The sequence below is a fragment of the Streptomyces parvus genome (assembly GCF_014648875.1).
GTDB classification, from domain to species: Bacteria; Actinomycetota; Actinomycetes; order Streptomycetales; family Streptomycetaceae; genus Streptomyces; species Streptomyces parvus.
Window position 1 is genome coordinate 311531 of sequence record NZ_BMRY01000003.1, and the last position, 24932, is coordinate 336462.

General features: G+C 71.0%; 22 protein-coding genes and 1 tRNA gene. 7 read left to right on the top strand and 16 right to left on the bottom strand.

The window, feature by feature from the left end; all coding sequences use genetic code 11:
- Nucleotides 1-6 precede the first annotated feature (6 nt).
- On the top strand, nt 7-726 hold the full coding sequence (locus IE140_RS11660) for an ABC transporter permease subunit (RefSeq protein ID WP_032764638.1): 720 nt from the start codon (nt 7-9) through the stop codon (nt 724-726).
- A 308-nt stretch (nt 727-1034) separates the two neighbouring features.
- Complete coding sequence (locus IE140_RS11665) at nt 1035-1739, top strand: hypothetical protein (RefSeq protein ID WP_150193411.1); 705 nt, start codon at nt 1035-1037, stop codon at nt 1737-1739.
- A gap of 75 nt (nt 1740-1814) precedes the next feature.
- Here the strand turns inward: IE140_RS11665 and IE140_RS11670 are convergent, their stop codons facing one another.
- The 9 genes from IE140_RS11670 to IE140_RS11710 form a co-directional block, all read right to left on the bottom strand.
- Entirely contained in the window at nt 1815-2639 is an 825-nt protein-coding gene (locus IE140_RS11670) for an HAD family hydrolase (RefSeq protein WP_150193412.1), read from the bottom strand.
- The gene (gene serS, locus IE140_RS11675; RefSeq protein ID WP_150193413.1) at nt 2636-3913 is read right to left on the bottom strand and encodes a serine--tRNA ligase; all 1278 of its coding nucleotides are present in this window, start codon (nt 3911-3913) and stop codon (nt 2636-2638) included. Before serS ends, IE140_RS11670 begins: the two co-directional genes overlap by 4 nt.
- A 642-nt stretch (nt 3914-4555) precedes the next feature.
- Nucleotides 4556-5491 (bottom strand): prephenate dehydratase, encoded by a 936-nt coding sequence (gene pheA, locus IE140_RS11680; protein ID WP_109179327.1) that lies wholly within the window; start codon nt 5489-5491, stop codon nt 4556-4558.
- A 112-nt stretch (nt 5492-5603) separates the two neighbouring features.
- A complete protein-coding gene (efeB, locus tag IE140_RS11685) occupies nt 5604-6959 on the bottom strand; it encodes an iron uptake transporter deferrochelatase/peroxidase subunit (protein WP_093441256.1) in 1356 nt (451 codons plus the stop codon).
- 4 nt (nt 6960-6963) lie between these two features.
- On the bottom strand, nt 6964-8886 hold the full coding sequence (locus IE140_RS11690; RefSeq protein ID WP_150193414.1) for a copper resistance CopC/CopD family protein: 1923 nt from the start codon (nt 8884-8886) through the stop codon (nt 6964-6966).
- 14 nt (nt 8887-8900) lie between these two features.
- Nucleotides 8901-9362 (bottom strand): copper chaperone PCu(A)C, encoded by a 462-nt coding sequence (locus tag IE140_RS11695; RefSeq protein ID WP_109179330.1) that lies wholly within the window; start codon nt 9360-9362, stop codon nt 8901-8903.
- A complete protein-coding gene (locus IE140_RS11700) occupies nt 9359-10018 on the bottom strand; it encodes an SCO family protein (protein WP_023608236.1) in 660 nt (219 codons plus the stop codon). The genes IE140_RS11695 and IE140_RS11700 overlap by 4 nt, the downstream gene beginning before the upstream one ends.
- 44 nt (nt 10019-10062) lie before the next feature.
- Entirely contained in the window at nt 10063-10812 is a 750-nt protein-coding gene (locus IE140_RS11705; protein ID WP_032764649.1) for a YcnI family copper-binding membrane protein, read from the bottom strand.
- 151 nt (nt 10813-10963) lie between these two features.
- A complete protein-coding gene (locus IE140_RS11710; protein WP_150193415.1) occupies nt 10964-11827 on the bottom strand; it encodes a hypothetical protein in 864 nt (287 codons plus the stop codon).
- A gap of 317 nt (nt 11828-12144) precedes the next feature.
- On the opposite strand from IE140_RS11710, the gene IE140_RS11715 reads away from it, so the two are divergent.
- On the top strand, nt 12145-12639 hold the full coding sequence (locus IE140_RS11715; RefSeq protein WP_032776596.1) for an ATP-binding protein: 495 nt from the start codon (nt 12145-12147) through the stop codon (nt 12637-12639).
- 45 nt (nt 12640-12684) lie between these two features.
- On the opposite strand, the gene IE140_RS11720 is transcribed toward IE140_RS11715, so the two are convergent.
- Together IE140_RS11720 and IE140_RS11725 are read right to left on the bottom strand one after the other, a co-directional pair.
- Nucleotides 12685-14166: an aminopeptidase P family protein gene (locus IE140_RS11720; RefSeq protein ID WP_006126070.1), complete on the bottom strand. Its 1482-nt coding sequence runs from the start codon at nt 14164-14166 to the stop codon at nt 12685-12687.
- 139 nt (nt 14167-14305) lie between these two features.
- The gene (locus IE140_RS11725) at nt 14306-15793 is read right to left on the bottom strand and encodes a PP2C family protein-serine/threonine phosphatase (RefSeq protein ID WP_189460350.1); all 1488 of its coding nucleotides are present in this window, start codon (nt 15791-15793) and stop codon (nt 14306-14308) included.
- 627 nt (nt 15794-16420) lie between these two features.
- Here IE140_RS11725 and IE140_RS11730 point away from each other — a divergent pair.
- Both IE140_RS11730 and IE140_RS36500 read left to right on the top strand, forming a co-directional pair.
- A complete protein-coding gene (locus tag IE140_RS11730; RefSeq protein ID WP_150193417.1) occupies nt 16421-17173 on the top strand; it encodes a bifunctional DNA primase/polymerase in 753 nt (250 codons plus the stop codon).
- 530 nt (nt 17174-17703) lie between these two features.
- On the top strand, nt 17704-17991 hold the full coding sequence (locus tag IE140_RS36500) for a hypothetical protein (protein ID WP_308438369.1): 288 nt from the start codon (nt 17704-17706) through the stop codon (nt 17989-17991).
- A 213-nt stretch (nt 17992-18204) separates the two neighbouring features.
- Here the strand turns inward: IE140_RS36500 and IE140_RS11740 are convergent, their stop codons facing one another.
- From IE140_RS11740 to IE140_RS11750, 3 genes are all read right to left on the bottom strand, one after another.
- Complete coding sequence (locus tag IE140_RS11740; RefSeq protein WP_150193419.1) at nt 18205-19170, bottom strand: DUF5926 family protein; 966 nt, start codon at nt 19168-19170, stop codon at nt 18205-18207.
- A gap of 152 nt (nt 19171-19322) precedes the next feature.
- Nucleotides 19323-20027, bottom strand: coding sequence for an ATP-binding protein (locus IE140_RS11745; RefSeq protein ID WP_150193420.1), 705 nt, complete (start codon nt 20025-20027; stop codon nt 19323-19325).
- 94 nt (nt 20028-20121) lie between these two features.
- Nucleotides 20122-20958 carry a glycerophosphodiester phosphodiesterase gene (locus IE140_RS11750; protein WP_093441331.1) on the bottom strand — a complete coding sequence of 279 codons (837 nt, stop codon included), beginning with the start codon at nt 20956-20958 and terminating at the stop codon, nt 20122-20124.
- Nucleotides 20959-21159: 201 nt separating this feature from the next.
- Here IE140_RS11750 and IE140_RS11755 point away from each other — a divergent pair, with 201 nt between their 5' ends.
- Together IE140_RS11755 and IE140_RS11760 are read left to right on the top strand one after the other, a co-directional pair.
- Nucleotides 21160-22926, top strand: coding sequence for a S1C family serine protease (locus tag IE140_RS11755; RefSeq protein WP_150193421.1), 1767 nt, complete (start codon nt 21160-21162; stop codon nt 22924-22926).
- 88 nt (nt 22927-23014) lie between these two features.
- Nucleotides 23015-23101 (top strand) — tRNA-Ser (locus IE140_RS11760).
- Nucleotides 23102-23237: 136 nt separating this feature from the next.
- On the opposite strand, the gene IE140_RS11765 is transcribed toward IE140_RS11760, so the two are convergent.
- Complete coding sequence (locus IE140_RS11765; RefSeq protein ID WP_150193422.1) at nt 23238-24614, bottom strand: tyrosine-type recombinase/integrase; 1377 nt, start codon at nt 24612-24614, stop codon at nt 23238-23240.
- A gap of 63 nt (nt 24615-24677) precedes the next feature.
- Nucleotides 24678-24863: a helix-turn-helix transcriptional regulator gene (locus tag IE140_RS11770; protein WP_150193423.1), complete on the bottom strand. Its 186-nt coding sequence runs from the start codon at nt 24861-24863 to the stop codon at nt 24678-24680.
- Nucleotides 24864-24932: the final 69 nt, after the last annotated feature.

Consider the following 24932-nt stretch of genomic DNA (forward strand, 5'->3'; position numbering starts at 1 on the left):
ACCGTCATGTACGACCCCACAGTCGCCCGGCTCACCTACCGGGCCCTGCTCGGCCGGCGCCGGGCCGCCATCCTGTTCGTCCTGCCCGCCCTGCTGCTGCTCATCGCCGCGGCCGTGCGGATGTTCGCGGGGGCTGACGACCAGGTCGCCTCGAACGTCCTCGGTGGTTTCGCCATCGCCACGATGGTGCCGCTGATCGGCGTGATCGCGGGCACCGGGGCGATCGGCCCGGAGATCGACGACGGCTCGATCGTCTATCTGCTCGCGAAGCCGGTGAAACGTCCCACGATCATCTTCACCAAGCTGATCGTGGCCATCGCGGTGACCATGGTCTTCTCGGCGCTGCCGACGCTGCTCGCGGGCCTGATCCTCAACGGCAACGGCCAGCAGATCGCCGTCGCCTACACGATCGCTGCGCTGGTCGCCTCGATCGCCTACAGCGCCCTGTTCCTGCTCCTCGGCACGGTCAGTCGGCACGCGGTCGTCCTCGGCCTGGTCTACGCGCTGGTCTGGGAGGCCCTGTTCGGCAGCCTGGTGGCCGGTGCGCGGACGCTCAGCGTCCAGCAGTGGTCCCTGGCGGTCGCCCAGAAGGTCGCGGGCGACGGCGCGGTGACCTCGGAGGTCGGCCTGCCGCTCGCCACGGTCCTGCTGGTCGTGGTCACGGCCGCTGCCACCTGGTACGCGGGCCAGAAGCTGCGGGCGCTGAAGCTGGCGGGCGAGGAGTGAGGCCTGCGGCCTGAGCTCCCTGCTGCGTCCCGACGATCCCCGCCCTTGCCCCGGCAAGGGCGGGGATCGTCGTATGACCGGACAGACGTGCGCGTGACGTTGTGTTTATCGGGTCGTTGAGCGGGGTGCGTGGAGGCAACTGGAATCCGTGGCGTCGTAGCGATCGTGAAATCGGGGAATGCCGGCACCGGGTGAGGCTCGGCCCACCGGACCGGTCATCGAGTGAGTGGCAACCGTGAGCGTCCTCCACCCCTGAAGCCCGGGGTATGGGGCCGTCCTCGTCATTCCCTCGTACGAAAGGCATACCCATGCCCACGGAAGTCGCCCTGCTCGAATCGCGCGCGCTGCGCGGGGAGCAGATGGGGCGCGTCGATGTCCTCGACAAGGTGAAGAGCCTTGTCATGCTCCCGGACGGAATTCACGTTCGCACAGAGGACGTGGCTCGTTACTTCGAAGTATCCACAGAGACCGTGAAGAAGGTGACGCAGCGGCACCGGGCGGAGGTCGAGGAGAATGGCCTCGTCGTGCTGCGCGGCTCTGATCTGCGACTTTTCCAGAGGGACATGTTGTCTCTATGGGAGAGGGAGGGGCAGGAAAGTTATCCACAGGCTGCCACGCAGCTGACCCTCTACACCCGCCGGACCGTCCTCAACATCGCCCTGCTTCTTCGCGACAGCGACATCGCCCGCTGCGTGCGTACGTACCTCCTCGACGCCGAGGAGTCGCTCCGCACGCAGTACGCCTCCCTCGACCACCGCGTCACGCGCATCGAGAGCTGCCTCACCGGGGTCGGCAGTGCGCTGCAGGAGCTCGGGCCGGTGTTGGTGCGGATGTCGGAGCGGCTCGACAGCCTGGACCGGAAGGTGGAGATGACGCATCAGGTGGTCGGGGCGATGAGCCTGCGGCTGACGGATGTACAGCAGGACGTCGGCCGGCTCGACGGGCGGATGGACGCCTTCGCCGGGCAGCTGAAGGATCTGCGCCGCCGTAACGGGCAACGCGGGCAGCGCTGAGTGAAGCGGCCCGGCACCGTGGGAAACGGTGCCGGGCCGCTGTCGCGCTGTCCGGGGTGCGGGTCGCGTGCCGTCCTACCCCGCGGGCTGTACGGGCGCCGAGCGGAGCAGCTCCTCCAGCACGACCGCGATGCCGTCGTCCTCGTTGGACGCCGTGATCTCGTGGGCGACGGCCTTCAGGTCGTCGTGGGCGTTGGCCATGGCCACGCCGTGCTGGGCCCAGCCGAACATCGGGATGTCGTTCGGCATGTCGCCGAAGGCGATCGTGTCGGTCGCCTTCACGCCGAGCCGGCGGGCGGCCAGCGAGAGGCCGGTCGCCTTGCTCAGGCCCAGCGGCAGGATCTCGACCACACCTGCCCCGGCCATGACCACGTCGACCAGGCTGCCGACCGCCGCCCGCGCGGCGGAGGCCAGCGCGTCGTCGTCCAGCTCCGGGTGCTGTATGTAGACCTTGTTGAGCGGAGCCGTCCACATCTCCGTGGCGTCGTCCACGAAGAGATACGGAAGCGGCCCCTCCTGCACCCGGTAGCCGGGGCCGACCAGCACTTCGCCCTCAAGACCGTCGCGGCTGGCCGCCAGGTGCAGCGGGCCGACCTCCGCCTCGATCTTGGACAGGGCGAGACCGGCGAGCTGGCGGTCCAGGGTCAGCGAGGTCAGCAGCTTCTGCTCGCCCGCGTGGTAGACCTGCGCGCCCTGACCGCAGACGGCGAGCCCCTCGTAACCGAGGTCGTCCAGGATGTGCCGGGTCCAGGGGACCGCGCGTCCGGTGACGATGATGTGCGCGGCGCCGGCCGCCGTGGCGGCGGCCAGCGCCTCGCGGGTGCGCTCGGAGACCGTGTCGTCGCCGCGCAGCAGCGTGCCGTCGAGGTCGGTCGCGACGAGCTTGTACGGGAAGGTCACTTGGCGACCGGTTCCAGGACCTCGCGCCCGCCCAGGTACGGACGGAGCACCTCGGGAACGCGGACCGAACCGTCGGGGAGCTGGTGGTTCTCCAGGAGCGCCACGATCGTGCGCGGTACGGCGCAGAGCGTGCCGTTCAGCGTGGCCAGCGGCTGGACCTTCTTGCCGTCGCGCATCCGGACGGACAGGCGGCGGGCCTGGAAGCCGTCGCAGTTCGACGCGGAGGTCAGCTCGCGGTACTTGCCCTGGGTCGGGATCCACGCCTCGCAGTCGAACTTCCGCGAGGCCGACGCGCCGAGGTCACCGGTGGCGACGTCGATGACCTGGAAAGGCAGTTCGAGACCGGTGAGCCACTGCTTCTCCCACTCCAGGAGCCTGCGGTGCTCGGCCTCGGCGTCCGCCGGGTCGACGTACGAGAACATCTCGACCTTGTCGAACTGGTGGACGCGGAAGATGCCGCGGGTGTCCTTGCCGTACGTGCCGGCCTCGCGGCGGAAGCACGGGGAGAACCCGGCGTACCGCAGGGGCAGCTTGTCGGCGTCGATGATCTCGTCCATGTGGTACGCGGCGAGCGGGACCTCGGAGGTGCCGACCAGGTAGTAGTCGTCCTTCTCCAGGTGGTACACGTTCTCCGCGGCCTGGCCGAGGAAGCCGGTTCCCTCCATGGCGCGGGGGCGGACCAGCGCCGGGGTCAGCATCGGGGTGAAGCCGGCCTCGGTGGCCTGCGCGATCGCCGCGTTGACGAGGGCGAGCTCCAGGAGCGCGCCGACGCCCGTGAGGTAGTAGAACCGCGAGCCGGAGACCTTCGCCCCGCGCTCCATGTCGATGGCGCCGAGCGACTCGCCGAGCTCCAGGTGGTCCTTGGGCTCGAAGCCCTCGGCGCCGAAGTCGCGGATGGTGCCGTGCGTCTCCAGGACGACGAAGTCCTCCTCGCCGCCGACCGGCACGTCCTCGTGGACGATGTTGCCGAGCTGGAGCAGCAGCCGCTTGGCGTCGGCGGCGGCCTCGTCCTGGGCGGCGTCGGCCGCCTTGACGTCGGCCTTGAGCTCCTCGGCCTTCTTCAGGAGCTCGGTGCGCTCCTCGGGAGTGGCCTTGGGGATCAGTTTGCCGAGCGACCTCTGTTCGTTGCGGAGTTCGTCGAAGCGGACGCCGGACGACCTGCGCAGCTCGTCGGCGGAGAGCAGGGCGTCGACGAGGTCGACGTCCTCTCCACGGGCGCGCTGGGAGGCGCGAACACGGTCGGGGTCCTCACGGAGCAGGCGAAGGTCAATCACCCCTCCAGGCTACCGGTGCGCGGTTCTGGCACTCGAACCGATATTGCCGAGCGTGTCTCTATGACCGAATTGCCGGAATTGATATTTCTGTGGGGGAATCGCGGACGGTTGTGGCGCCGCAGCGGGAGAGGGGCGTCAATAACGGTGGTTAACTCCCCTGAACAGGGCAGAAGGTGCGGCTTACCTTGACGTACCGGCCTTGGACGGGGCGGGAGTTGGAGGCGCTCCGGTCGCTGTTGTCCACAGGAGGGTCGATGTCGGGACGGTTATCCACAGGCTGTGTGGAAGTTCTGTGGATGCCGGAGGGCATTGTTCCGGAAGTCGGACGAAGCCCCATGGAATCTCCGCTCAAACCTGCCCCGCGTGCTCATTCGGATGGGATTCCGTCGCCCCAAAGAGTCGATCAAGGGAATTGAGGTGACACCCGGCGACTCGTGCCGCCTTGCGCGTCTGTGGACTGCTCTGGGCTGACTGGATTGATTTGTCGACGATGTCGCATTGTGGTGTCGACTTGTCCCCAGGTCGAGAGCCCCTCCTGTGGATAACTCTCCGGAGTGCGTGACTATCTGTAGATCGCACCGCTGCGGAGCGCGTGAGGAGGCTCCCGGCAGCCTTTCCGCCGGGCTTCTCCCCGCCCTTCCGTCAGATCCGGCCGTCCTGGCTGCGCGCCAGCCAGTCGGAGGCTTCCGTGAACGCCACGTCCGACGTGCCCGCCCGCAGCGGCCGCACCTCGTCCGGCGAGACACCCGCCCGCGGGTACGAGCCGAGGAACCGCACCTTCGGGCTGATCCGCTTCAGTCCCATCAGGGCCTCCCCGACCCGCCGGTCCGCGATGTGCCCCTCCGCGTCCACGGCGAAGCAGTAGTTGCCGATGCCCTCCCCGGTCGGGCGGGACTGGATCAGCATCAGGTTGACCCCACGCACCGCGAACTCCTGGAGCAGCTCCAGCAGGGCGCCGGGATGATCGTCGGCCAGCCAGATCACCACGGAGGTCTTGTCCGCGCCGGTCGGGGCGGAGGGCCGGGCGGGCCGGCCCACCAGGACGAAGCGGGTCTGGGCGTTCTCCGCGTCGTGGATCTCCGTCACCAGCGGCTCCAGGCCGTAGGTCGCGGCGGCGAACTCCCCGGCGAACGCGGCGTCGTACCGCCCCTCCTGGACCAGCCGGGCCCCGTCCGCGTTGGACGCCGCCGACTCCCACAGGGCGCCCGGGAGGTGCTCCGCCATCCACTTGCGCACCTGCGGCTGGGCGGCCGGGTGCGCGGTGACCGTCTTGATGTCCGACAGCTTGGTGCCGGGCCGTACCAGCAGCGCGAAGGTGATGGAGAGCAGCACCTCGCGGTAGATCATCAGCGGTTCCCCGCCGGCCAGCTCGTCCAGGGTCGCGGTGATACCGCCCTCGACGGAGTTCTCGATCGGTACCAGCGCTGCCGCCGCCTCCCCGTTGCGTACGGCGTCCAGTGCGGCCGGTACGGACAGCATCGGGACGAGTTCCCGGGTGGCGGCTTCCGGGAGCGTACGGAGGGCGACCTCGGTGAAGGTGCCTTCGGGGCCGAGATAGGCGTAGCGCGTGGCTGACATACGGTCACCCTAATGCGCTCGCCCAGGCCCGCCGGGCTGTCTCAGGATGCGGTCGAGCGCCGTCCCCGGACCCGAACGCGTGCCTGGGGGTGTCCGGCGGATCATGACCGGGTCACGCCTCCAGGAGCCGCTGTCCCACGTACTCGCCCTCCGCCGCCCCGCCCGGGACCGCGAACACCCCGCTCGCCTCGTGCCTCAGGAACGGCGACAGCGCGTCGCCCCGGTCGAGTTTGCGCTGCACCGGAACGAAGCCCCGGAACGGGTCCGCCTGCCAGCAGATGAACAGCAGTCCGGCGTCCGGAGTGCCGTCCTCCGCGATGCCGTCGTGGTACGAGAACGGCCGGCGCAACATGGCGGCCCCGCCGTTCTCCTCGGGCGAGGAGATCCGGGCGTGGGCGTTGTCGGGGATCACGAGCCTGCCGTCCGGGCCCGCCTTGTCGAGGTCCATCTCGGTGGTCTCGGTCCCCCCGCTCAGGGGCGCCCCGTCCGCCTTGCGCCGCCCGATGACCCGCTCCTGGCGCTCCACCGGAAGCTTCTCCCAGTCGTCCAGGAGCATCCGGATCCGGCGGACGACGGCGTATGAACCGCCCTCCATCCACTCCTGCGGCTTCCCCGGGGACGCGGGGACGAAGACCCGCCGGTCGAAGTCCTCGTCGGACGGTTTCGGGTTGCCGGTCCCGTCGATCTGGCCCATCAGGTTGCGGGCGGTCATCGGCCGGGCGGTCGCGCCGGGGCTCCGGTTGAAGCCGTTCATCTGCCACCGCACCCGTGCCGTGCCGGTGGCCTCCTTCTGGAGCGCCCGCAGCGCGTGGAAAGCGACCAGCGCGTCGTCCGCGCCGATCTGCACCCACAGGTCGCCGTTGGACCGCTTGGCGTCCAGGGCGTCGGCGGAGAACGCGGGCAGCGGGTCGAGGGCGGCGGGCAGGCGGTCGGCCAGACCCGTACGCCCGAAGAACGTCCGGCCGAAGCCGAACGTGACGGTCAGGGACGACGGACCCGCGTCCAGCGCGATCCCGGTGTCGTGCCCGGGGCCGTCGGCCGCCCCGGCCGCCGGGCGGCCCGCCATCAGCTCCTTCGCCACCGCGGACCAGCGCCGCAGCAGGGCCGCGGCCTCCTTGCGCCCCGCGCCCGCCACCAGGTCGAAGGCGGTGAGATGGCCCCGGGACTGAAGCGGAGTGGTGATCCCCGGTTGATGTTTCCCGTGAAACATCGCCTCGTTCGCGCCGACGGTCGTCAGCGCGGCCGGCTCCTCGGGCCGGGTGGCGGCATACCCGGCGGCCCCGCCCCCGGCGCCCAGTACCAGCCCGGTGGCGCCCGCGGCGCCCGCCGTCCCCAGCAACCGCCGCCGCGAGACGCCGACGGGGGCGGCACCGTCACCGGTGGCACGGTCAACGGCGGCACCGTCGCCGCTGCCCGGGCCGACGGCCGTGGCGGCCCGGTCCGGGGCCTGCTTCCTGGTCTTGCTCACGTGCTCAGCCGATCTTCGCGTTCTTGTCGATGGTGACCTGGTCGATGTCCGACGTCCGTACCGTCACGTCGATCTTCCAGTCCCCGGCCATCGGAATCTGTACAGCACTCGCCGACCAGTGCCCCTCGGCCAGCCGGTCCGGGACGACCGGCAGCGGGCCGATGTCCTTCGACTCCAGGGTGAGGGCGAGCTTCAGCTCGGGGACGTCCATGGGCTTGCCGTTGCTGCCGTCGATCCACACGTGCAGATCGTTGGAGCCGGTCCGCCCGGGTTCGATGTCGATGCGGACGGTGCCCTTGCCGTTCTGGCCGCCGGTGTCGAACGGCATCTTCAGGTTGACCGGGCCGCCCGCGGCGGGAGCGCTCGCGGACGGGGTGCCGTTCGCGGCCTCCTCCTCCGTGCGGCCCGGCTCGGTGGACGTCAGCATGGTGGTGACGGCCAGCAGGACGACGGCGACGGCGGCCTCGGCCAGGACCGAGCGGCGCAGCCCGGAACGCTCCGGGTCGGCGTCCCGTATCCGCTTCTTCTTCGTCGCGGTCAGGGCGGCCCGCTGCCGGGCCAGTTGCGCGGCGCGCTCGGGGTCGACATCGGCCGAGGCGTCCTCGGATGCGGATCCGGATTCGGCCTCCTCGCCGGGAGCCTCTTCCGGAGCCACGGCCGAGTCCGTCAGCCGGCCCGTCCAGCGCCGGGAGAACCAGGCGACCGCGAGCAGGACGGCGATCAGCGCCACCTTGAGGATCAGGAGCTGCCCGTAGCGCGTGCCGGTCAGCGCCGACCAGGAGCCGACCTGCCGCCAGGACTGGTAGATCCCGGTCGCCGCCAGGACCACGACACTGCCGAACGCGACCGCGGAGAACCGCCGTACCGCCGCGCTCCCGATGTCCGGTGTCCGGTACAGCGCCACCAGCAGCGAGGCGAGTCCGCCGAGCCAGGCGGCGACGGCCAGCAGGTGGAGGACGTCCACCGGCATGGCGATGCTCGTCTGGATGCCGGTCGAGGCGTGCTCGGACATCGCCCAGGTGGCGGCGATGCCCGTCGCGACGACCCCGCCCCCGACGGCGAGTCCGAAGGTGAGGTCCTTCTTCTCGCGTTCGTCCTCGCGCCCCGCGTACGTACCGAACAGCACGGCGATGAACAGGGCGGCGGCCCCGAGCAGCAGCAGCCGGGAGACGAGGGCGGCGCCGGGCTTGGTGTCCAGGACGGACTGGAGCCCGGCGAGGTCGAAGGCGTCGGTGAATTTCCCGCTGTCCGTGTACGGGTGGCGCAGCAGCAGCATGACCAGGGTCGCCCCGGTCAGGGCGAGCCAGCCGCGCACCACGAGCCGCTGCATCGGCAGGGCGGTCGCCCCGCCCCGCCAGCAGACCAGGACGAACGCGGTGCCGCCGACGAGCAGGACGAATCCGCCGTACGCTGCGTAGCGCGCGATGTCGTAGACGACGCCGACCGGGCCGCCGCCCGCCTCCTGGGAGGGCAGGGCGACGGTGGTCTCGGACGGGGCGCCGATGGAGAACGTGAACGCGCCGGAGATCGGATGGCTGTCGGCGGAGATCGCCTGCCAGGCCACCGTGTAGGTGCCGTCCGGCAGCCCGGAGTGGAGCGCTACGCCGTAGCGGACGGTGGAACCCTCGGACAGGTCCTTCGGCTCGGCCTGGGTATCGGCGCGCTTGCCGCTCGGGTCGAGGACCCGGATGGAGTCGTCGCCCAAGGCGATCGCCTCGGAGAAGCTGAGGGTGACCTGTTTGGGCGCGGTGTCCACCACCGCCCCGTCACTCGGGTCGCTCCCGGTGAGGGCGGCGTGCGCGGACGCCGGGCCCGCGCCGGCCAGCAGCAGTCCGAAGACCAGGCTGATCAGCGCGGTGAGGAGCGCGGCGGCGGCGAGCGGCCGTCGTATCGGGGAGGGTCCGGGGTTCGGGGCGGTGGCAGACATCTGGATTCAGTCCCTCACTGCTTCTTCGGGTTGTGGGTGGTTTCCTTCACCGGCAGGTCGACCGTGATGGGGTCGGCCTTCTCGAAGTGCAGCTCGACGGAGACCTTCTCGCCCTGTTTGGGCTTCTGCTTGAGCTTCATGAACATGATGTGGTTGCCGCCGCGTTCGAGATCGAGCTCGCCGTTCGCGGGCACCTCGAACGAGGAGACCTCGCGCATCTTCTGGTTCTTCGTCTCGTGGATCGTGACGTCGTCGGAGAGCGGGCTGGTCACCGAGGTGAGCCGGTCCGCGGTCCCGCCGCTGTTCTGTACGACGAGGAATCCGGCGGCCATGTCGCTGACGGGCTGCGGCATGAAGGCACCGACGACCTTGAGCTGCGGCTCGCCGCCCGACCCGCTGTCCGACGAGCACCCGGCCAGCGTCAGCCCGGTGGTGAGGGCGAGGACGCCGGCGAGGGCCGTGCGGCGGCGGTTCACGGTGCCTCCCCCTTGATCAGCTTGGGGAGGTCCTTCGTGTACTCCTCGGCGGAGGTGTCCTCGCCGTAGAGCACGTACCCCTCGTCCGTCTTCGGGGAGAAGGCGATGACCTGGGCGCCGTGCATCGAGACGACGGTCCCGTCCTTCTCCTTCTTCGGCGCGTCGATGCCGATGCCGATCTGCCGCGCCCCGGCCTGGATGGTCGGGAAGTCGCCGGTGAGGCCGGTGAAGGTGGGGTCCTGGGCGGAGAGCCACTTGCCGAGCGAGGCGGGGGTGTCGCGCTCGGGGTCGGTGGTGACGAAGACGACCTGGAGCTTGTCCTGGTCGGCCTTGGGCAGCTCCCGCTTGGCGAGGGAGATGTTGCTCATGGTCAGCGGGCAGACGTCGGGGCAGTTGGTGTAGCCGAAGTAGATGAGCGTCGGCTTGCCCTTGGTCGCCTCGCGGAGGTCGTACTCCTTGCCGTTCGTGTCGGTGAGGACGAGGTTCGGCTTGGTGAACGGCTGGTCGAGGACGGTGGCGGCCTTGTCCTTCGGCGCGGCGCTGACGTCGGCGATCGCCGAGGAGCCCGTCTTGTCGTCACCGGTGCCGCAGGCGGAGAGGGCCAGTGCGGCCGCGGCGGCGAACGCCACGGCCGTCACTGCTTTTTTGTTGCGCATGGAAGAGATGTCCTGAACGTGGTGCGGGTGAGGGATCCGGCCGGTCAGGCCGAACGGCGGCGTCCGGCGAGCACGCCGAACGCGACACCGACGACACCGATGACGATGCCGATGATGCCCAGGGTGCGGGCGGTGGTGTCGCTGGAGGAGGAGGACGCGGCGGCGTGGGTCTCCTTGGTCGACGCGGCGGTGTCGGCGGCCTTGTGGTCGTCGCCCTTCTTCGCGTCGTCGGCCGTGCCGCCACCGTGGTGGTCGTCGGCGGCGGCGGTCAGCTTCAGGACCGGGGCGGGGCTGTCGGGCTCCTCGCCGCCCTCGGTGGGCTCTTCGATCCAGCGGACGACTTCCTTGTTGTCGTACGTCTGGATCGCCTTGAATACGAGCTGGTCGGCGTCCTCGGGGAGCGCGCCGACGGAGACCGGGAACTGCTGGAAGAAGCCGGGGGCGATCTCGCTGTCGTCCGCCGTCCAGGTCACCTTGGAGACGGCCTCGGTGATCTTCCTGCCGTGCGACTCGATGGGCTTGTCGAGCTTGCTCTTGTCGACCTTGATGTCCCAGCCCGGGACGGCCTGCGGGGTGACGGAGGAGAGCGGGTGGTCGGCCGGGAAGTTCACTTCGAGCTTCACCGTCGAGGCCTGGTCGCGCTCGTTGGGGACCTTGAAGTTGAGCGTGGCGTATCCGCCCTTGGCGGCCTCGCCCACCGGCTGGACGCTGACGTGCGCGGCGGCCGGCCCGGCGATCAGCAGGACGGTGGACGCGGCGACGCCGCCGGCGAGGGCGATACGGGAAAGCTTCATGGCAGGAATCTCCACAGGGAAACGGAACACGGTGGTCCGGCGCGCGGATGCGCGGCGGCATCACGACACCTCGGGGTGCGGTTCCGTGCGGGGAGCGCGCGTGCACAGGGATGTGCGTGAGCGGCCCGCGGGGCCCGGTGGAGGCGTCGCGTCAGGCTGCGAGGGCGTACGGGGCCGGAGGAGGCCCGCGCCTGATCACCAGGTGTTGCAGAGGATCCCCGGCGGTCGGCAGGGGAACGTCGTCGCCGTGGCGCGGAGCGCGCGGTCCGGCCACGAGCCGCTCCCGCTCCCCGGCCCGCAGCGCGCGGACGAGGGCGAGCGCGGCGCGCAGGGACCGGAGCCGGGCCCCGGCCGCCAGCGCCTGGGCGCTGTGGGCGGAGAGCCGGGCCAGCGCGAAGAGGGCGATCTCGCCGCGGCGCAGCAGCCAGCCGGTGGCGAGCGCGACGAGGACGTGCGCCAGGAACATCGGCAGGCTCGGCAGCATCGCGGTGACCGCGGCGCAGACCTGGGCGATGCCCGAGGCCCCGTCCCCTCCCGCCGAAGCCGCGGCCTGGGCCGCTCCGGAGGCGCCGCCCGCTCCGGCATGGCCGTGGGCCCCCGGGAGCGTCGACGGGTCGATGCCCGCCGAGGAGACGATGCGGTGGGCATCGGCCGCGTTCAGCCGGGCCGTTCCTTCGCCGCACACGAGCCCGGAGGCGAACCGGATGAGCGGGTTGTCGCCGCCCGTGGTCCCGGCGGCGGACGGGCCGTGGCTGCCGTACGCGAAGAGCACGTGCAGGAGGATCTGTCCGCCGGCCAGCGCGCCCACGATGCCCGGAAGGGATCGTTCCCGTCCGGCGAGGAGGGCGGCGACGGCGAGGACGCCGAGGAATCCGGCGAGCAGCGTCCACGCGGGGACAGGCGTACCGGCGGCGAGCATGTGTCCGGCCGCGGACAGCACGACGCAGACCGCGGTGAACACCGCGGCCCTCATGAGCCGCAGACCGGCTCCGGCGCGTGCGCGAGGCGTGGACATGGCCGGGACATCATCGCACTGCGCCCCCGGGCTCCGTACGGCAGGTCCGGAAGATCAGGCTCCGTCCCCAACCGTGCTTGCTGCGCCTGTTCGCGGGGGATGTACGGACCGGGGGCGCGCACCTCAGGTTCACCGGGAAGCGCACCCCAGGCCACCGGGACGGGACCCCGGCGGCCTGCGACCGGGCCGGTCCATACACCGGGCGGCCGAATATCCACATCCGCCGAACGAGGGCTCTCCCACCCGATCCGTGCTTACGAAGTGCCGAGGGCGGCAATACGTATCGATACGTCGAGCCGCAGCCAGGAGGCTGAAAGATGAGCATCTGGTGGTCTCTCCATTTGCGGCGCGAAGCTGCGAGCGTTCCGCTCGCCCGTCGTTTCCTGCTCGGCACCATGGAAACCGCGGGGGTGGATCCGGACATCTCCTTCGACCTGTCGGTCGCCCTCAGCGAGGCCTGTGCGAACGCCGTCGAGCACGGCGGCGACCGGACGGTGCCCGGGGTGCCCGGGGATTCCGGGACCGGACGCCCCTGTGCGGACTCCGGGCAGTACCGGGTCACGGCTTATCTGGACGGCGAGAAATGCCGTATCGAGGTCAGCGACTCGGGGCCGGGATTTCCGGCCCGGCGCGCACTTCGCCCAGCCGCGCATTCCCACCGGGCCGAGACCGACGCCGAGAGCGGCCGGGGTCTCGACCTGATCCAGCAGCTCTCCGATCACGTCCAGTTCGGCAACCGGCCGGGCCGCGGCGCGGTGGTGAGCTTCGACAAGGTCCTGAAATGGCGCGAGGGCGCGCTGCTCACGGTGTAGTGAGCGGCGCGCCCCGGCGCGTTCCGTACGGGAGTACGGGAGGGGTCAGCCCTTGAGCCGTGCCATCCAGGCCTCGACCTCGTCCGCCTGGCGCGGCAGCGTGTCGGAGAGGTTCCGGTTGCCGTCCTCGGTGACGAGGATGTCGTCCTCGATCCGGACGCCGATGCCCCGGTACTCCTCGGGCACCGTCAGGTCGTCGGCCTGGAAGTACAGACCGGGCTCGACCGTCAGGCAGACGCCCGGCTCCAGCGTGCCGTCGACGTACGTCTCGGTGCGCGCGGCGGCGCAGTCGTGGACGTCCATGCCGAGCATGTGGCCGGTGCCGTGCAGGGTCCAGCGGCGCTGGAGGCCCAGCTCCAGGACCTTGTCCACGGACAGGTCGCCGAGCAGGCCCCACTCGACGAGCTTCTCGGCGAGCACGCGCTGCGCTGCGTCGTGGAAGTCGCGGTAGGCGGCACCGGGCTTCACGGCGGCGATGCCCGCCTCCTGGGCCTCGTACACCGCGTCGTAGATCTTGCGCTGGAGCGGCGAGAACGTGCCGTTGATCGGCAGGGTCCGCGTCACGTCGGCGGTGTAGAGGTCGTTCGTCTCGACCCCGGCGTCCAGGAGCAGCAGCTCGCCGGCGCGGACCGCGCCGTCGTTGCGGACCCAGTGCAGGGTGGTGGCGTGCGGACCGGCGGCGCAGATCGAGCCGTAGCCGATGTCGTTGCCCTCGATGCGGGCGCGCAGGAAGAACGTGCCCTCGATGAAGCGCTCGCTGGTCGCCTCGGCCTTGTCGAGGCTCTTGACGACGTCCTCGAAGCCGCGCGCGGTGGCGTCGCAGGCCTTCTGCAGCTCGGCGATCTCGAAGGCGTCCTTCACCAGGCGGGCCTCGGAGAGGTAGACGCGCAGTTCCTCGTCGCGCTCCGCGGTCACCTTGTCGGTGAGGGCGGCCTCGATGGAGGCGTCGTGGCCGCGCACGTTGCGGACCGGGCCGGTGGCCTCGGCCAGCGCGGCGGGCAGCTCGCGGACGTCCTTCGCGGGGATGCCCAGCAGCTGCTCGGCCTCGGTGAGGGAGTTGCGGCGGCCGACCCACAGCTCGCCCTGGCCGTCGAGCCAGAACTCGCCGTTCTCCCGGTTGGAGCGCGGCAGCAGGTAGAGGGTGGCCTCGTGGCCGGTGTCGCCGGCCGGCTCCAGGACGAGGACGCCGTCCTGGGTCTGGTCACCGGTGAGGTACGCGTACTCGGTGGAGGCGCGGAAGGCGTACTCGGTGTCGTTGGAGCGGGTCTTCAGGTTGCCCGCGGGGATGACCAGGCGCTCGCCGGGGAAGCGGGCGGAGAGCGCGGCGCGGCGGTTCGCGGTGTGCTCGGCCTGGGGGATCGGCTGGAGGTCGTGCAGCTCCGTGTCGGCCCAGCCCGACTTCATGTTCTCGGCGAGCTCGTCGGAGACGGCCGGGTAGAGGCCGTTCTTCCGCTGCTTGATCGCCTCCGCTGCTTCGTTCTCCTCGGTCTCCTGCTCCGGGGTCTCCGGGATGAGCTCCTCAGACACGATTTGTCTCTCCTTGATACGACACTGGACCATCACCCATCGTACGGGCGTACGGAAGGGGGCCCAGGGCCGAAGGACCTGTTACCGGAGAGCGCGCCGGGGAGAGCTTCGCGAGGGCCGCCGGAGGTCAGTCGAAAGGTCAGTCGAAGTGGGCGGCGAGGATCACGACGTCCTCGGTGGAATCGCTCCGGTCGAGGCCGTCGGGGAGCACCGTGCGCAGGACGTGGTCGGCCACGGCCGCCGGATCGTGCCGGTCCGGTTTCGGTACGGAGGCGGCGGCGGAGTGCAGCCGGGCGAAGGCGCGGTCCATCGCGTCCCCGGTACGGCGCAGCAGCCCGTCCGTGTAGAGCAGCACCGTTTCTCCGGGTGCGGGGCTGAACTCCACGCTCGGCGCCTCCCAGCAGGCGAGCATCCCGAGCGGGGCGGAGAGCGTCGTCTCGACGTACTCGCAGCGCCGCTCGCCGAGGATCAGCGGCGGGGTGTGCCCGGCCCCGGCCAGCACGACCTTGCGGGCGGCGGGCTCGCAGTAGGCGAACAGGGCGGTGGCGGTCCGCGCGGGTTCGGTGAGCCGGAGCAGCAGCTCCAGGTCGGAGAGTACGGCGACGGGGTCCTCGCCCTCCATCACCGCGTACGCCCGCAGGCTGGCGCGGAGCCGGCCCATCGCGGCCATCGCGCTCGGCCCGGACCCGCCCACGGAGCCGACGGCGAGGCCGAGCGTGCTGTCCGGCAGGGGCAGCGCGTCGTACCAGTCGCCGCCGCCGCGGGGTCCTGTGCGGTGCCGGGCGGCGAGCTGGACGCCGGGGATCCGGGGGAGCCGGCTGGGCAGCAGCTCCTCGGCGACGGCGGCGACGTCCGCCCGGGCGCGCTCCAGCTCGACGAGGCGGGCCAGGTGTTCGGTGGCGTAGCGCGCGTAGAGACCGGCGAGGTGGCGCTGCTTCTGGGCGGGCTCGGCCGGTTCGTCGTAGAGCCAGAGCGCCGCTCCGAGCCGGCCGGCCGCCTCGGAGGCGAGGGGGAGGGCGTAGCTCGCGGCGTAGCCGAGCCGGGTGGCGACCTCGCGGTGCCGGGGGTCGAGGTCCTGCTCGCCGAGGAGATCGGGGCTGGCGATCCCGTCGGCCGTGTCCGGCAGTCCGTCGAGGACGCGGCCCAGCGCGGTGGCCGCGCGCGGCACGGTCTCGATGTGCCCGAGTTCGGCGTGGGTGAGCCCGAGACCGCGCGTGGCGGTGGGGCCTTCGCCGTTCGCCGGTTCCAGAACGAGAAGTCCGCGGCGGGCTCCGACGAGGGCGGCTCCGGCCTGCAACAGCTCGTTCAGGGCGGTTTCGAGGGTGCTCGTCCCGGCCAGCCGCTCGGTGAGTTCGTGCAGGGTGGTGAGGTCCGAGACCCAGCCCGCCAGGCGGTCCTGGATGAAGGCTCCGGGAGGTCCCGGGACCTCCGTCAGGGGTGCGGGAGTGTGCGTTGAAACCGGAACCTCTGGATCGATTCCAGCCACTTTCGGCAGGTGTGGGGCGCTCATGGCAGCCAGCTTTCCGACCGGTGCGATTCGTCGAATAGCATCGCAAACCCCCATGTGATTCTGCGCCACTATCAGTGCATCCACATGTACACGCACAAGTAACCCGATGTCCAGCATTGTCCCTTCGGGACCCGGGCGATTCGTGCTCTCCCAGTGTCGGTTAACTTGGCCAAAAAATGCACCCTATGGACGCTATTTGCGATCGACTGGGGCCGCTCGACAGGGGTACCTCCGGCGTCAGGTCGCCGGGGGAGCGTCATCCCGGGCATGCTGGGTACGTAAACGGTGATGCGCGGGTGCGGTTGTGATCACCCAGGAACCCGGCAGCGGGTTCGGGCGTCCTTACCCGTGAACGTGACGCCCCCGCCCCGGACGGTGGGGTTCGCACCAGGGACGGCAGGCGAGGCGCAGGCCACCCTCGCCCGGCGACCGCCGGCCCGGCTCGACCGCTCGGTTCGACCCGCACGACTCCGCCGGAGCAGCACGACTCCGCTCGGTCGGTGAGGCCCTGCCCGGTTCGACTCCGCTCGACTCTGCTCGGTTCGGCTCAGTTCCACCCTGGATCGGTTCACTTCGGATCGATTCCACTCGGCTCACGCTCGGCTCGGCTCACGCTCGGTATCGACGGCACGCCCGTACCGCGGAACTGACGGGCAGGTACGCACAGCGAAGAGACACGCACATGGGGTCACGCACGCGTGGCGTCATGTGGACTCGGCGTTCAACGGAAAGGAACGAGCGCTCATGCGCGAGATCCTCGGAAGGCGACGCAGGCTCCGGCTCCGGCGCAAGGAGGGGGCCGCCCGGCTCGACGCGGCTCTGAACTGCGCCACCGTATGGCAGTGGCCCGTGCTTCCCGGAGTGGGGACGGCGCAGTCCGCCGCCCCGTACGGGGAGGGCGCCGGCCTCGGCTGCGCCTGCCCCGAACCCGACTGCGCCGTACCGGGCGCACACCCCTTCGACCCCGGCCTGCTGGCGGCCACCACGGACGAGCGCATGGTGCGCTGGTGGTGGACCAACCGCCCCGGCGCCCCCGTGCTGCTGGCGACCGGCGGCCGCGCGCCCTGCGCGGTGAGCCTGCCTGCCGTGGCCGGCGCCAGAGCGCTGAGCGCCCTCGACGCGCTCGGCATGCGGCTCGGCCCCGTCGTGGCGACGTCGACCCGGTGGTCGCTGCTGGTGGCCCCGTACACCCTGGAGCGACTCGGCGAACTGCTGTACGCGAAGGACTGGGTGCCCAGCTCGCTCCGGTTCCACGGCGAGGGCGGCTACCTCGTCCTGCCGCCGTCCCGGACCGGTGCGGGCCAGGTCCGCTGGGAGCGGCCCCCGGCGCCGCTCGGAGCCCCGGCCTCCGCCGCGGCCCCGGTGTCGCGTGGGCGGGCGAAGGACGGCGCTCGGGCGGTCGCGGCCCCCTGGCTTCCGGATGTCGAAGCGGTGCTGGACGCCCTGGTCGAGGCGAGCACCGGTGCGCCGGGCGGGGGCAGCCGGCTCGCGTACTGACGCCCCTCGTGGGGGAGGCCCGGCGTCCGGCTCACTCGAACGGGTGTGAGCCGGGCAGGATCCGAGGTATTCGGGTGCCGGGCGCCCCGGCGGCACGCATTCCGTCGATATCGTCGGCCCGTCGTCAGTCCGTCTCAGGAATTCCGCGCAGTTGCCAGGTGGGGCCCACCATGAATCTCCGCATGATCGGTGTTACGGCAGCCGTGGTGTGCGGAAGTCTCGTTCCGCTGGTTGCTTCCGCGCACCCCGCCGTTGCTCCGGATGCCGTATCGGCTGATCCGCCGACCGCGAAATCAGCTGGCGGACCGCCAGAAAGTCATAGGCCAAAGGTTTCTGATCGGCTATCCGGAGATGATTCCGCCTCCCTTTCTTCGGCATTGCCGAAATCGCCATCGGGAATGAACGCGGAAGCCGGTTCCCTGCCGGAGTTTGATCGTTCGGGTGCGGCGGCGCTTGAACGGTCGGGTACGGCGGCCCGGTGCGGGCCCGAGGTGGTCGCACCGGAGGGCGTCGAAGCGCAGACCTGTGTCATGGCCCGGGGAAACGAGGCGTGGGCGCGCGTCTACTACCGGAACACGACCGGTGAGGAACTGCGTTCCGTGCTCACGCTGATGGGTCCGGGCGGGAGGACCGTGGAGCTGCACTGCGCACCGGCCGCGCACGACGAGCCGGGCACCTGCGAGACGCCGCGCGTCCCCTCCTCGGGCACACCCGGATCCGCGACGGCGATCGCGGAGTTCGTGGGCGCGGGGCCGGTGGAGGAGGCGCCGCTGCTGCTGCGCGCCGGATCGGAATGGGCCCCGGTGGCCAGGGGCTGAGAGCCGCACCCGGGGCGTCACAGGGCGGGCCGCAGCCGGAAACGAGGACGCCCGGTCGCTGGCGACGGGGGATGCACCAGCGACCGGGCTTCCAGAACCGTAACAAGAGATCTGCTGTTCGCAAATTCGATCTCGCCTGTAGGGACGCGTATTTACTTGCGAGTACGGCGAGTTGTGACGCGGGTCACCGTCTGTGGCGCCCTGTCGTCACTGTCAGCTGAGGGTGACCTGACGGTTGGTGAGACCGCCCCGGGCGCGGCGTTCCTCGGCGGTGAGCGGGGCGTCGGACGCGAGCGCCGTGGCCAGTCGCTCGGCGAACTCGACGGCGGGCTTCTCGCATGCCTCGGCCCCCATCGAGCTCGGCAGATCCCAGACGGGCACCACGAGACCGTGTGCCCGGAACGACCCGACCAGCCGGGTGTCGTCGCCGAGCGAGGAGGTGCCCGCGGCGTGCAGCCGGGCGAGCGCGTCGAGGAGCTGCTCCTCGGGGTGCGGCATGACCCAGCGCAGGTGGTTCTTCTCCGGGGTCTCGCACCAGTACGCGGCGTCGACGCCGGAGAGCAGCGTCGTCGGGATCGCGGCGGCGTTCGCGCGCTCCAGTGATGCCGACACCTCGGCGGTGGCGTTCTCCGCGTCCGGCACCCAGAACTCGAACCCGGAGTGCACGTCCGGCTCGAAGGCGGCGTCCGGCGCGAGGAGGTCCTGGAGGCGCGGACCGTCGGCCGGTACACGGCGGGCGGCGACCGGGGAGCCGGGCTCGGCCTCCAGGGCGCGCTGGAGGGTGTCCGCGAGGTCGCGGCTGAGGTCGCCGGAGGAGGTGTCGTTCTGCAGGGCGAGCAGGACGGAACCGTCGTCGCGGCGCAGCGCCGGCCAGGCCATCGGCAGGACGGTCGCGAGCTTCACCGACGGAACCCCTTCGGGCAGTCCGTCCTTGAGGGCCAGCTCGGCCGTGGCGGCGGGCACCAGCTCGCGCAGCGCGACCCAGTCGCACTCGCCGGCGAGTCCCTCGAAGGGGCGATGCACGAGCTCGGTCACGGCCTGGGCGGCGGCGCGTCCGTGACACGCCTTGTAACGACGGCCCGATCCGCACGGGCAGGGCTCACGGGCCCCGACGACCGGGATCTCACCGTCCTTGAGCTGCTGCTTCCCGGCCTTGGACTGAGGGCGCTTCTTGGCCATGGTGGGCATTCTCCCGATTGCGACAGTGCGGACTCGGCGCGAGCCTAGCCGCCCGGGGAGCCATGCCCCGCCCGCGTACGCTCTCGGCCCCTGAGGGGCGCGTGCTCCCGGCCCCTGAAGGTCGCGTGCTCCCGGCCCTGAAGGTCGCGCTCTCAGCCCACGTCGTCGAGGACGTCGGAGAAGTCCAGGCCCTCGAACTTGGGGAGCCCGCCGACGCCGTTCGCGGAGACACCGTTCGTACCGCGGCCGTTGGCGGCGGAGCCGCTTCCGCCGGATCCGTTCCTGCCGGATCCGTTCGCCTCGGAGCCGTTGCCTCCGACGCCGGGCGGCTTCTTGGACGAGACCAGGGCCCAGACGGTGACCTCGCCGGGTGCGTCGTCCCGTACGCCCCACTCCTGGGCCAGGGCGCTGATGATGTTGAGGCCCCGGCCGCCGCGTGCCGTCACCGAAGGGGTGGCCGGAACCGGTCGGGTCGGGCCGCCGCCGTCCGTGACCTCCACGGTGAGCCCGCCGCCGGTGTCCACCCGCCAGGCGGCGCGGATGTCCCCGTCGCCGACGTCGGTGTGCCGTCCGAGCGGCCTGCCGTGCCGGCAGGCGTTGCTGAGAAGTTCGGAAAGGATCAGAACAGCGTCGTCGACGACCGCTTCCGACACCCCGTTGCCGCGCAACTGCTCACGCATCCGGTGTCGTGCCTGTCCCACGCCGGCAGGACCATGAGGAATGGCCATGCTCGACGACGCGGGCACCTCTTGTGCCACCACCAACGCCACCCCCGAGACCTCCTTTGCCCCACGCCACGGGTTGGATGCCCCACTGGGCTGGACCGGAAACCGGCCAATGCGCTGCGGGTGACGCACTCGTAACGATCGAACGCGCAGCGAATGCGCCGGAGCACACCCCGTAACGGCCGAGGTCGGGGGTGTGGAGTGCCCCCTTCCGTAACGATCCCGACTAAATGCGACCCAGTTGGGACAGAACCTGCTTCGGCCGGTTGGTGATGATCGCCTCGACGCCGAGTTCGGCGCACAGCTCGACATCGGCGGGTTCGTTCACGGTCCACACGTGCACCCGGTGCCCCGCGCGGTGCAGCCGTTCGATGTATCCGGGGTGGCTGCGCACGATCCGCATGCCGGGCCCCGCGATCCGGGCCCCGGCGGGCAGCCGCCCGTCGCGCATGCGGGGCGAGACGAACTGCATCAGGTAGACCGTCGGGAGGGTGGGGGCGGCCGCCTGGACGCGGTGGAGGGAGCGGGCGGAGAAGCTCATGACGCGGACGGGTGAGGGCCCCTCGGCGGGCGGCTCGGCCAGCCCGAAGCGCTTCAGCAGCTGCAGGAGCCGCTCCTCGACCTGCCCGGCCCAGCGGGTGGGGTGTTTGGTCTCGATGGCCAGCTGCAGATCCCGCCCGGTGGCGCGTACCTCGGTGAAGAGCTCCAGGAGCCGTTCCAGGGTCAGTACGGAGGTGAGCTCGCCGGGCACCGGATCCCAGTCGGGCGACTCCTCGTGGTCCTTCCAGGAGCCGAAGTCGAGGGCGGCGAGGTCGGCGAGCTCCAGGGCGGACACGGCGCCGCGCCCGTTGGACGTGCGGTTCACCCGTCGGTCGTGGACACAGACGAGGTGGCCGTCGGCGGTGAGCCGGACATCGCATTCCAAGGCGTCGGCACCGTCCTCGATCGCCTTGCGGTAGGCGGCGAGGGTGTGCTCGGGGGCGTCGTCGGAGGCCCCGCGGTGGGCGATGACCTGGATGGAGGTGTGCGCGCTGCGCTGCCGTGCGTGGGTCACCCGGGCCATGGTGTCACCGCCGCGGGGGTGGCTGAGCACATGTCACCCTGGAGGTCTGTTTTGTCGGATGTAAAGATTGGTGTGCGGATGCACAGGTCCTGCTTACAGTGGCCCGACGTGTTGTGGGAAAAGCTGACCGCAGACACGTGCACAGCGGATTTCTTGCCGAATGCCGACTGGATGCCGAGTGGAACCGAGGAGTAAAGAGCTGTGAGCACCGAGAACGAGGGCAACGAGGACCGCGCGGTACCGGCCGTTCCGTCCGCACCTCCCGTGCCGGCCGACACTCCTGAACCGGCCCCCGGCAACGCAACGGATGGTGCTGCGGGGGCGCCGGGCGCTGACGGCGCATCCGACGAGCCCGGCGCGGGGGCCACGGCCGCAGCCGCTCCGGGCGCCTCGGGCGCGGGGGCCTCGCCGGCTGCTCCGGCGCACGCGGAGGCGCCGCGCCACAACCCCACGCACCAGGGCGCCCCGGCGCACCAGGGATCCCCGGGCACGCCCGCGTACGGCCAGGGCGCCGCACACCCGACCTCGAACCAGCCGCCTCAGCCGCCCCAGCCCTCGCAGCCGCCGCAGCCCTCCCCGTACGGAGCGGCTCCCGGCGGCGGTCATGGCGCGGGCCCCGGATACGGAGCGGAGCCCGACCTCCCCGCGGGCGCCGCTTCCTGGCCGCCGCCCCCGCCCGCCGTCCCGTCGTACGCCGGCGGGGACACCGGTCACACATCCGGCTACGCGTCGGGTCACGCCTCCGGTCACGCTTCCGGCGGTATCGGCAACGGCGGTGGCCACGGCCCGGTCTGGGGCGCGCCGGTCCCGCCCGGTACGGACCCGGCGGGCGGCGCTAAGAGCGGCAAGAGCAAGGCGGGCGGTCTGGTGGCCGCCGTGGCTGTCGCGGCGCTCGTCGCGGGCGGTATCGGCGGAGCCCTCGGTTTCTGGGCGGCCGACCGCAACGACGACGGTTCGTCCGGCAGCTCGACCACGGTGTCGGCCTCCGACACCCCGAGGGACCTGAAGCGCCCGGCGGGCACGGTGGCCGGGGTCGCGGCGAAAGCGCTCCCCAGCGTGGTCACGATCGACGCACAGGGGGGCGACGGCGAGGGCGGCACGGGCACCGGCTTCGTGTACGACAAGGAAGGCCACATCCTCACCAACAACCACGTGGTGGCTTCCGCCGCGGAGTCCGGCGAACTGTCGGCGACGTTCTCCGACGGCAAGAAGTACGCCGCCGAGGTGGTCGGCCGGGCACAGGGCTACGACGTGGCGGTCCTGAAGCTGAAGAACCCGCCGCAGGGCCTGACGCCCCTCCCTCTGGGCAACTCGGAGAGCGTCGCGGTGGGCGACTCGACGATCGCGATCGGCGCGCCCTTCGGCCTGTCGAACACGGTCACCACGGGCATCATCAGCGCGAAGAACCGCCCGGTGGCGTCGGGGGACGGCCAGAGCAACAAGAACTCCTACATGAGCGCGCTCCAGACAGACGCCTCGATCAACCCGGGCAACTCCGGCGGCCCGCTGCTGGACGCGACGGGCGCGGTCATCGGCATCAACTCGGCGATCCAGTCGACCGGCGGCGGCCTCGGCCAGTCCCAGGCCGGCTCCATCGGCCTCGGCTTCGCGATCCCGATCAACCAGGCCAAGAACGTCGCCGAGCAGCTGATCAAGACCGGAAAGCCGGTCTACCCGGTGATCGGCGCGACGGTGACGATGGAGGAGAAGACGGGCGGCGCGGCGATCTCCGCCGAGGGCGCGGGCGGCACCCCCGCCGTCACCCCGAACGGCCCGGCGGCCAGGGCGGGCCTGAAGGCGGGCGACGTGATCACGAAGTTCAACGACACCGTGATCGACAGCGGTCCGACCTTGATCGGCGAGATCTGGACCCGCAAGCCGGGCGAGAAGGTGACCCTGACGTACGAACGCGACGGCAAGGAGGCCACGGCCGAAGTCACCCTGGGCCAGCGCGAGGGCGACAGCTGACCGGCTAGGCTGTCCCACGCGTCGAACCGGCCCCTTGCGGGCCTGACGCCCCATCGGCTTGCACAGCGACCGGGCGGGGCCGACGCGGGGTGGGTTGCCCGAGCGGCCTAAGGGAACGGTCTTGAAAACCGTCGTGGCAGCGATGTCACCGTGGGTTCAAATCCCACACCCACCGCAGCAGGTCAGACGTTGTGCAGGTCAGAAGGGGTGCCTCTCACCGAGGGGCACCCCTTCTGCGTGCAGCCTGTCTCACCCCGGATCGGCGGTATCCCACCTCTGACCAGCGGGTGCGGCCAACCTGCGGCCAGGTTTCACGACCCCTCGGTCTCGCCCTCGTGCTCCGATAGACCTTGCTCGATCAGGGCGTTCATCCTTGCTTCCTCGCCGTCCAGCACCTTGGCGTAGTAGCGCTGCAGCACGGCGACGCTCTGACCCGCGCGGCGGGCCGTCTCTGCGAGGCTTACCCCGGAGCGGAGCCAGAACGAGACGCACGCGTGCCGAAGGTCGTACGGGATGGCGGCCAGAGGAGAGGCCACCTGCGCGGGCGTGAGTGCCTTCCGACGGGCTTCCTTCCACACCGAGCCGTACTCCTGCGACCGGACGGGCCCACCTCGTACGGCACTGAACAGTTGACCCTCGGTCGCGCTGCCGAACGCTTCGAGGTGGGTTCGCAGGATGGCGACCAGCACCGGCGGGATGGGCACGGGCCGGACCGCACGGCGGGCCCGATGCTTGAGCTGTCGTTCCTCGTACGGCTTGCCGTCGTCGGTCCAGGCCGAACCCACCTGCGGCCGGGCGCCAGCGAGCATCAGGCGTCCCCAGCCTTCATCGGGGAGTTCGCACTGCTCAGCGCTCAGCATGGATACCTCCTCCGGTCGCATGGCGGCGTAGTAGATGCACGCGTAGAACGCGACCAAGTGGGCGCCGCGCGGTCCCTGCGCGCGGACCGCATCCAGTAGCGCCCGTGCCTGTGCCGGTGTGGCGACGCTGCGAACGTCCAGTTCCTCCACCGCCTTGGGGGTCTCCCAGTGCACTCGGTGCAGGGGATTGCCGGGCAACAGCTCTTGTTCCACGGCGAGCCGGAGGCAGTTGCTCAGCACCGCCCGACGCCGCCGGAACGTGTTCGCTGCGGCGGCCTTGCCGTCCTGCCGCTTGGCCAGGGCTTCCAGCACCATGCGCACGCGCTTCGCGCTGTCCAGGTCGACCACGGGCGGCGCGTTGCGTGCTACCCACGCCAACGCCTTGGTCTCCGCTTCCGGCGTTTCCTGATCATGGCGTCCGGCGTTGAACGCCCACTGGTAGAGAGCACGCCGTAGGAGGTCGTCCGCCGGGCGGCCCTTGCCGTCCGGGCAGAGAGCCATCGTGGCGATGGTCAGGCTCTCTGCGATGCTCGCGCGGTGCTTCGCTGCGGCAGTCGGCCACTTGCGCGCGGCGTGTGCTCGGGCATGGGCGTACCAACTCGTGCGATTCCGCTCGCGCAGCTCCGACACGGGGAGGCCGGTCTCGGTGTCGAACGGCTCTCCCTTCCGGGTCGCGGTCAGCAGTTCCGCGCGGCGAGCGTCGGCGAGCGTCTTGGTGGCGAACTTCTCCGGGAACTCCGTCCCGTCGACTTGCCAGCGGAGTTGATACGGGGCTGACTTGCTCGGACGCTTCCGGACGCTCCAAATGCGCACGTCGTAGCTGTGCATTGTTCTCCTTCATGGAGATGGGGCCCCGCCGCGAACGGCAGGGCCCCATCGGTCGGTCAGCGGTTAAGCGGTGATCTCGTGCTTGGCCCACCACGCGTCCAAGTCGGTGCGGCGGCATCGGATCTGGCCGTTCGGCAGCTTGATGAGCTTCGGTGCCTTGCCACGGGCGCGCATCCGGTAGAAGGCGGCGCGACTCATCTCGATCTCTTCGAGGACTTCACTGAGCTTGAGCTTCTCGGTGCCGGCCAAGGTGGTGACTCCTCTGGTCTTCTTCCTTCTGGGGAATCCGCAACGTCCGCCACGCCGCCACATCGCAGG